Annotated in this window: 8 protein-coding genes; 5 read left to right on the top strand and 3 right to left on the bottom strand. The window is 59.7% G+C overall.

The genetic code is table 11. The features are described 5' to 3' along the window. The 3 genes from JWR14_RS31260 to JWR14_RS31250 form a co-directional block, all read left to right on the top strand. Nucleotides 1-654: electron transfer flavoprotein subunit beta/FixA family protein (locus JWR14_RS31260; protein WP_299717126.1), on the top strand; the 654-nt coding region annotated here is incomplete at its 5' end. Nucleotides 655-667: 13 nt separating this feature from the next. Further along, nucleotides 668-1603, top strand: coding sequence for an FAD-binding protein (locus JWR14_RS31255; RefSeq protein ID WP_299717124.1), 936 nt, complete (start codon nucleotides 668-670; stop codon nucleotides 1601-1603). Between the two features lie 94 nt (nucleotides 1604-1697). After that, complete coding sequence (locus JWR14_RS31250) at nucleotides 1698-3488, top strand: acyl-CoA dehydrogenase (protein ID WP_299717122.1); 1791 nt, start codon at nucleotides 1698-1700, stop codon at nucleotides 3486-3488. Between the two features lie 91 nt (nucleotides 3489-3579). Here JWR14_RS31250 and JWR14_RS31245 read toward each other — a convergent pair whose 3' ends face one another. Next, nucleotides 3580-4872, bottom strand: a complete 1293-nt coding sequence (locus JWR14_RS31245) for a D-amino acid dehydrogenase (protein WP_299717120.1) — start codon at nucleotides 4870-4872, stop codon at nucleotides 3580-3582. A 149-nt stretch (nucleotides 4873-5021) separates the two neighbouring features. Here JWR14_RS31245 and JWR14_RS31240 point away from each other — a divergent pair, with 149 nt between their 5' ends. Both JWR14_RS31240 and JWR14_RS31235 read left to right on the top strand, forming a co-directional pair. Continuing rightward, nucleotides 5022-5510, top strand: coding sequence for an Lrp/AsnC ligand binding domain-containing protein (locus tag JWR14_RS31240; protein ID WP_299717118.1), 489 nt, complete (start codon nucleotides 5022-5024; stop codon nucleotides 5508-5510). 68 nt (nucleotides 5511-5578) lie between these two features. Continuing rightward, nucleotides 5579-6724: a PA0069 family radical SAM protein gene (locus JWR14_RS31235; protein ID WP_299717116.1), complete on the top strand. Its 1146-nt coding sequence runs from the start codon at nucleotides 5579-5581 to the stop codon at nucleotides 6722-6724. A gap of 61 nt (nucleotides 6725-6785) precedes the next feature. Here the strand turns inward: JWR14_RS31235 and JWR14_RS31230 are convergent, their stop codons facing one another. Together JWR14_RS31230 and JWR14_RS31225 are read right to left on the bottom strand one after the other, a co-directional pair. Beyond that, nucleotides 6786-7280, bottom strand: coding sequence for an NINE protein (locus JWR14_RS31230; RefSeq protein WP_299717114.1), 495 nt, complete (start codon nucleotides 7278-7280; stop codon nucleotides 6786-6788). Nucleotides 7281-7461: 181 nt separating this feature from the next. Beyond that, nucleotides 7462-8664, bottom strand: a complete 1203-nt coding sequence (locus JWR14_RS31225; protein WP_299717128.1) for a PQQ-dependent sugar dehydrogenase — start codon at nucleotides 8662-8664, stop codon at nucleotides 7462-7464. Nucleotides 8665-8702: the final 38 nt, after the last annotated feature.

The following is an 8702-nucleotide window of genomic DNA, read 5'->3' as shown; positions in this document are numbered from 1 at the left end:
ATGTCGATGAATCCGTTCGACGAAATCGCCGTGGAAGAAGCCGTGCGTCTGCGTGAAGCGGGCGTGGCGACGGAAGTGATCGCAGTATCGTGCGGCGTGACGCAATGTCAGGAAACGCTGCGTACGGCCATGGCGATCGGCGCGGATCGCGCGATCCTGGTCGAATCGACTGAGGAATTGCAGCCGTTGGCGGTCGCGAAGATCTTGAAGGCGCTGATCGATAAAGAGCAGCCGCAACTGATCATCCTCGGCAAGCAAGCCATCGACGATGACTCGAACCAGACAGGTCAGATGCTCGCCGCGCTCGCCGGTTTGCCGCAAGCGACGTTCGCCTCGAAGGTGACGGTCGCCGACGGTAAAGCCACGGTCGCGCGTGAAGTCGATGGCGGCTCGGAAACGCTGTCGCTGACATTGCCGGCCGTGATCACCACGGACTTGCGCCTGAACGAGCCGCGCTACGTGACGCTGCCCAACATCATGAAGGCCAAGAAGAAACCGATGGAAACGTTGAAGCCGGCGGACCTGGGTGTCGACGTTACGCCGCGCCTGAAGACGCTCAAAGTCGCTGAACCGCCGCAACGCACCGCGGGCGTGAAGGTGCCGGACGTGAAGACGCTGGTCGAGAAGTTGAAGACCGAAGCCAAGGTTCTGTGAGGGAGTTTCCAAAGTGACTATTCTTGTAATTGCAGAACACGACAACGCATCGGTCAAAGCAGCGACCTTGAACACCATCGCGGCTGCTCAGAAGATCGGTGGCGATATCCACGTGCTGATCGCGGGTTCGAACGCGCAAGCAGCGGCCGAAGCTGCAGCGAAGATTGCGGGTGTAGCGAAGGTATTGCTCGCCGATGCACCGCAACTCGCCGATGGCCTGGCCGAGGTTATCGACGCAACGGTGGTTCAGATCGCGAAGAACTACTCGCATATCCTGGCTCCGGCGACCCCGTACGGTAAGAACATTGCCCCGCGTATTGCAGCGCATCTGGATGTCGCGCAGATCAGTGATATCACGGCCGTAGACAGCCCGGATACGTTCGAGCGTCCGATCTACGCGGGCAACGCCATTGCCACTGTTCAATCGAGCGATGCGATCAAGGTCATCACGGTGCGCACCACGGGTTTCGATCCGGTGGCGGCAGAAGGCGGCAGCGCATCGGTGGAGAAGATCGAAGCCGCGGCGGACACGGGCATCTCCAAGTTCGTGAGCCGCGAGTTGACGAAGCTGGACCGGCCGGAACTGACGTCCGCGAAGATCATCGTCTCGGGTGGGCGGGGTATGGGCAGCGGCGAGAACTACACGAAAGTGCTCGAGCCGCTCGCGGACAAACTCGGCGCGGCGCTGGGTGCATCGCGTGCGGCAGTCGACGCAGGGTTCGTTCCGAACGACTATCAGGTCGGTCAAACCGGCAAGATCGTGGCGCCTAATTTGTATGTTGCCGTCGGTATCTCGGGCGCGATCCAGCACTTGGCCGGGATGAAGGACAGCAAGGTCATTGTGGCGATCAACAAGGATGCGGAAGCACCAATCTTCGGCGTGGCGGACTATGGTCTCGTGGGCGATTTGTTCACGGTCGTACCGGACCTCGTGAAAGAACTTGGCTGATCGTTCTTAGGCCACTGGCTGGAAGCAAAGCAAGACCGTAAAAAAGGGGCGACATACGTGCGCCCCTTTTCACATCTGTTGGGGGAGACAAGACATGAGCTATAGAGCACCCGTCAAGGACATGCTGTTCGTGATGAAGGAATTAGCCGATATAGAAAGCATCGCGGCGTTGCCGGGTTTCGAGGACGCCAGTCTCGACACCGCACAGGCCGTGCTCGAAGAAGCGGCGCGCTTCAACAACGAAGTCGTTGCGCCGTTGAACTTCGAAGGCGACAAGAACCCGAGCTTCTGGAAGAACGGTGAAGTCACGACCACGCCCGGTTTTAAAGAAGCATTCCGCCAGTTCGGCGAGGGTGGCTGGCAAGGCGTGCTGCACCCGGTCGAGTACGAAGGCCAGGGATTGCCCAAGCTGATCGCCACGCCCTGCATCGAGATGTTGAACGCGGCGAACCTGTCGTTTGCGTTGTGTCCGCTTCTCACCGATGGCGCTATCGAAGCACTGCTGACCGCCGGGACCGAGGAGCAGAAGCAGCTTTATGTACCCAAGCTGAGTTCGGGCGAATGGACCGGCACGATGAACCTCACCGAACCGCAAGCCGGTTCCGATCTCGCGCTGGTCCGAACACGCGCCGAGCCGCAGGGCGATGGCACGTTCAAACTCTTCGGCACGAAGATTTTCATCACCTACGGTGAGCACGACATGGCGAAGAATATCGTCCATCTCGTGCTGGCGCGCACGCCCAATGCGCCCGACGGCGTGAAGGGCATCTCGCTCTTCGTCGTACCCAAATTCCTCACCGATGAAAACGGCACGCTCGGTGCTCGCAACGATGTGCATTGCGTATCGATTGAACACAAGCTCGGGATCAAGGCGAGTCCGACCGCCGTGCTGCAATTCGGCGATCACGGCGGCGCTATCGGTGAGTTGATCGGCGAGGAAAACCGCGGGCTGGAGTACATGTTCATCATGATGAACGCGGCGCGGTTCGCGGTCGGGATGCAGGGCGTGGGGGTGTCGGAGAGGGCGTATCAGAAGGCCGTTGCGTTCGCGAAGGATCGTGTGCAAAGCCGGCCGGTTGATGGCTCCGCCAAACAGCCTGTATCGATCATTCACCACCCCGACGTGCGCCGCATGCTCTTGACGATGCGCGCGCTGACCGAAGCATCGCGCTCGCTTGCTTATGTCGCGGCGGCCCATTGCGACCTCGCGCATCATCATCCTGACGAAGCCGCGCGCGCCAGCCATCAGGCGATCTACGAGTTTCTTGTGCCGGTCGTGAAGGGCTGGAGCACGGAGCTTTCCATCGATGTCGCGAGTCTCGGCGTGCAGGTTCACGGCGGTATGGGATTCATCGAAGAGACGGGGGCGGCGCAGTATTACCGCGATGCCCGTATTCTCACCATCTACGAAGGCACGACCGCCATTCAGGCCAACGACCTGATCGGCCGCAAGACCGTGCGTGACGGCGGCGCGACGGCGCAGGCGATTCTTGCGCAGATGGATCAGACCATCGCGCAACTAGCCGAGCGGGAAGGGCAGGCGTTCAAGTCGATGCATCGGCATTTGAGCGCGGGAAGCTTGTCGCTGGCACGGGTGATCGAGTTCATGGTCGCCAAGGTGAAAAGCGATCCGAACGCGGTGTTTGCCGGCAGCGTGCCGTATCTGAAGCTGGCAGGCATTGTGTTGGGCGGATGGCAGATGGCGCGCGCGCTGTTGGTGGCGTCGGACAAGCGTAGCGACGACGCGGCGTTTTATGGCGCCAAGATCGCGACCGCCCAGTTTTTCGCGGAGCATATTTTGTCGCAAGCGCCGGGGATTGAAGCGTCCATCGTCAGCGGTGATGGGCAGGAAGGATATCTGGCGCTGAGCGAGGATCAGTTTTGATTGGGTGAGGTGGGGAGGCTATGAAAAATGCCGTTCGACAAAAGTCGAACGGCATTTTTTTAAAGCATGGGCTCCTAGCTACACCCGAAACTCACGCACCTGCATATGACGGCCGCGTGCTCGTACGCGTCTCGCCGATATACCGATGCACCGACAAATCATCCGACTGAATGGCCGGTTGCTTGCCCGACATCAAGTCGGCCAGCAACTGCCCCGATCCGCAGGACATCGTCCAACCCAGCGTGCCGTGGCCCGTATTGAGGAACAGGTTCGGCACCGGCGTACGGCCAACGATAGGCGTGCCATCCGGTGTCATGGGGCGCAAGCCGGTCCAGAACGATGCTTGTGCGGTATCCCCGCCGCCAGGGAACAGGTCGTTCACGCACATTTCCAACGTTTCGCGACGCGCCTGGTTCAGCGATTTGTCGAAGCCGACGATCTCTGCCATTCCGCCGACGCGAATCCGGTCATCGAAACGGGTGATCGCGATCTTGTACGTTTCGTCCAGCACGGTGGAAACCGGCGCAGCGCTTTCGTTCACGACGGGTGCCGTGATCGAATAACCCTTCAGCGGATACACGGGGATATCGACAAGACTGCCCAGCAGTTTCGTGGAGTAAGAACCCAACGCAACAACGTATGAGTCGCCGCGAATGGTCTCTCCACCGCATTGCACGCCCGCAATCCGGCCGCCGCTTACCGCGAGCGCGTCGATTGGCGTGTTGTAGCGAAACTTCACGCCCAGCTGTTCGGCCATTGCTGCGAGGCGGGTGGTGAATTTCTGGCAATCGCCGGTTTCGTCATTCGGCAGGCGCAGACCACCGGTCAGCTTGTGCGACACGGCGGCAAGCGCCGGTTCCGCGTTGTGCAATTCAGCCGGCGTGAGCAATTCGAACGGCACATTCGCGTCGCGCAACACGGCGATGTCCTTCGCGGCGCCATCGAGTTGCTGTTGGGTCCGAAAAACCTGCAGCGTGCCACCGGTGCGGCCTTCGTAATTGATGCCAGTGTCCGCGCGCAGCGCCTGCAGGCAATCGCGACTGTATTCGGCCAGGCGCACCATGCGACCCTTGTTGACCGAATAACGCGCCTGCGTGCAGTTCTGCAGCATCTGCCACATCCACTTCAATTGAAACGACGTTCCGTCCAGGCGGATGGCGAGCGGTGCGTGTTTCTCGAACATCCATTTGATTGCTTTGAGCGGCACGCCGGGCGCGGCCCACGGTGAGGCGTAACCGGGCGAGATCTGACCTGCGTTGGCGAAACTCGTTTCGAGCGCCGGCCCCGCTTCACGATCGATCACGGTGACTTCGTGCCCCGCGCGCGCCAGATAGTAGGCGCTCGTCACGCCGACAACACCGCTTCCCAGAATTACGACTCGCATGCCTTGCTCCGTGCAAAGTGTGTCCGCCGGTCAATCGCTTCGTTTTGACTGAAGCCGTGTGAGTAGCGGGTTACATAGTGGTATCGACTATAGTATTGATACTGAGCCAGTTTTTGTTATTGTATTTATTCACTTTTCAGTGGAAAGCAATGAGAACGCAACGAAATTCAGTACGAGAACTCGATAAGATCGATCGCCGAATCCTGAAGATTCTTCAACAGGATGGCCGTATTGCAATGAAAGACCTGGCCGAGCAGGTCGGGCTCTCGGTGACGCCGTGCATCGAACGCGTCAAACGCATGGAGCGGGATCTGGTGATCGCGGGGTATTACGCGCGGGTGAATCCGCATCAGTTGGGTGCGTCGCTGCTGGTGTTTGTCGAGATCACCCTCGATCACAAAAGCGGCAACATGTTCGAGCAGTTCCGGCGAGAGGTGCAGCGGATTCCCGAGGTGCTGGAATGCCATCTCGTTTCCGGTGATTTCGACTATTTGATCAAAGCGCGCATTGGTGAAATGGCCGATTACCGCAAGCTGCTCGGCGACATCCTGCTGCAACTGCCGGGCGCCGTGCAGTCGAAAAGTTATGTAGTCATGGAGGAGATCAAGGAAACGCTGACCATCGCCGTCGAACCCTGAAATGACCTTGCGATCGGAGGAATTTACTGTATATTTATACAGTGTTTTATCGCTTTCATTCCCCGGCTATGGCTTCTCACGACGACGAATATCCTGTTGCTCCTCCCTCGCCGCTCAAGGGCCGAGGGGCGGTCACGAACCTTCAGGGGCGCTATGAAAAGGACGCGCGCGAGCGTGTCGATGACGGCTGGACGCATGTCAGCGAGGACGGGGAAGCCAATGACGCGCCGATCCTGCGCACGCAAGTATTCGAGGAACGCGCGAAGAGCATTCTGACGCGCAATTCGTCGCCGGATATTCCGTTCAGTGTGTCGCTGAACCCGTACCGTGGTTGCGAGCACGGCTGTATTTATTGCTTTGCGCGGCCAACGCACAGTTATCTGGGCTTGTCGCCAGGGCTGGATTTCGAAAGCCGGATCTACGCCAAGATCAACGCTGGCGAATTGCTCGAGCGGGAATTGGACAAACCGTCCTACCAGCCGGAGCCAATCGCGCTGGGCGTGATTACTGACGCGTATCAGCCCGTTGAACGGAATTTGCGGATCACGCGACGGGTGATCGAGATCCTGAGCGAACGAGGGCACCCGTTTGCGGCAATCACGAAGTCGTCGCTGATCGAGCGGGATATTGACCTGCTCGCACCCATGGCGCAGAAGGGCCAGGTCATGGCAGCCATCACCATTACCACGCTGGATGCGGATATCGCCCGCACGCTCGAGCCGCGCGCAGCCACGCCTTCAAGGCGGCTGCGCACTATCCGGACGTTGACCGACGCGGGCATTCCGGTGGGCGTCAGCGTCGCGCCCATGATTCCGTTCGTCACCGAACCGGACATGGAACGGGTACTGGAAGCCTGCGCAGAAGCGGGTGCGACAAGTGCGAGTTACATCGTTTTGCGCTTGCCGTGGGAGGTGGCGCCGCTGTTCAAGGACTGGCTTGCGGCGCATTTCCCGGATCGGGCGGAGCGTGTGATGGGGCGTGTGCGCGACATGCGCGGCGGCAAGGACTACGACTCGGATTTCTCGAAGCGGATGAAAGGTGAAGGTTTATGGGCCGACATGCTCAAGCAGCGCTTTCATAACGCCACGAAGCGGCTTGGCCTGAATCAACGACGGCACGGAATTCTGGATATGTCGGAATTTCGACATGTCGAGAAGGTGGTAGGTCGAAAACCACGTGCAGTCGAGGACAGTGCGCAGATGAAGTTGTTTTGAAAAGCGTGGCGCTGGCGACTGCCGTGCTGAACCGCTACGAGCCCCTAAGCGTCACTTCAACTTATTGCGACAACTCTTTAGCTGCTTGAACCTGGCCTTCGAAGTAAGTCTGGAAGGTGACGGCAAGACCGGCCATCAGCAGGAGCGCGCCGAAGAACAAAGAAAAGATCACGACGAAAATGACTGTCCAGCCGGATTCACTGTGTTGGCCGGTTTGCGCGTTGAACTGGGCGTCCCATTTTTCGTCGGGCCGCAAGCCGTAAACGATCGCCGACAAGAACGCCGACAGCAGCGAAATCGCTCCCGGAACGACCAGGACCCAGCCGAGGATCGAAGCCCGTTCCGTTGCCGCGAGCAACAGGTAACCGGCCACGCCCAACACAATGCCAACAATGTGCGCCCAGCCGAACTTGTCGCGCAAACCGTACAGATAAAAGCGATGCGCGCCAATGCTGCCAAAAAAGAAGGCGAGCGCGGCGGTGAGCGTTTTCGAGCGGAAACGCCCGTTTGCCGCTGGTTTCGATGGATGTGTGGCAGTGGATGGCGAGTTGTTCATCGGGAAACGAAAAGGAAAATGCAGTGAGCAATGGAAGCGGATTGGCGCAAGCGGCAACACTTTCGCGCCGACGCGGCATTCTACGCCCGCCGGGACGGGCACTCACGCGGCTAAACCGCTCAGTGCGCGGCGACCGGCCGCGGCAATGTCACTGCGAGATCACCGCAAGTTCACGGCAACGTCAAGGTTGCGTGTACGTAATCCGGTAGATCGCACCCGCGTCGTCGTCGCTGACGAGAAGCGAGCCATCGGGCATGGGCAGGACATCGGCGGGACGGCCCCAGACCTGTTGGTCTGGGCGGAGCCAGCCTTGGGCGAACGGCTCCATGCGTGGTTTTTCGCCATTCGCACCCAAGACGACCCGCACAATCCGATACCCCACCTTCGTGCTGCGGTTCCACGACCCATGCTCCGCGATGAACACGTTGTTCTGATAGTCGGCGGGGAACATCGTGCCTGTATAGAAGCGCATGCCGAGCGACGCCACGTGTGCGCCAAGCTTGACCACGGGCGGCGTGAACCCGGAGCACGGATGGCCGGCGCCGAATTCAGGGTCCGCAACGTCGCCGCCGTGGCAATACGGGAAACCGAAGTCCATGCCGGCTTTTGGCGCGTGATTGAGTTTGTCATCGGGAATATCGTCGCCGAGCATGTCGCGGCCGTTGTCGGTGAACCAGAGTTCTTTCGTCTGCGGATCCCAGTCGAAACCGACCGTGTTGCGTACGCCGTTCGCAAACACTTCATAGTCGGTGCCGTCCGGATTCATCCGGGCGATTAGTGCATACCGTTTGCGATCCGGATTGCAGACGTTGCACGGCGCACCGGTCGGCACATACAGTTTTCCGTCCGGCCCAAACGCGATGAATTTCCAGCCGTGATGCCGGTCGGAAGGCAGTTTGTCGGTGATCACCACTGGCTTGGGCGGCGCATCGAGGTGATTATCCATGTCGTCGAAGCGCAGAATGCGGGAGATCGCGGAGACATACAGCGCTCCGTTTCGGAACGTCACGCCTGCGGGCTCGTCCAGGCCCGACGCGATCACATGTTTCGCTGTCACGCGACCGTCCTTCAACTCGAGCGCATAGACACGCCCGTCGAGGCTGCCAGCGTAGAGCACCCCTTTCGGCGATAAAACCATCGCACGGGCACCCGGCACGTCGTCGGAGAGAACAGCGATGCTGAAGCCCGGCGGCAGTTTGATCTGATCAACCGGCAGCGCTGCGCGGGCGTCGCCTGCAATGAAAGAGCCGGCCAGCGCGATCAGCAAATTCGCCGCTAGAAAGAGGGAACGCGCCGAATGCGCCAGAGATCGAATGCCACCGGGGGCGAAACCGCGAGCCCGTTGCGAATTGTTGCCGGAGAAACCTTTACCGGCGATAGCCATGAGCGAGTTCAAATTTGTCTCTCCAAAATGACATCCTG

The sequence above is a fragment of the Caballeronia sp. genome (genome assembly GCF_028292365.1).
In the GTDB taxonomy this organism is placed as follows: Bacteria; Pseudomonadota; Gammaproteobacteria; order Burkholderiales; family Burkholderiaceae; genus Caballeronia.
This window is presented reverse-complemented; position numbering and strand designations above follow the sequence as displayed.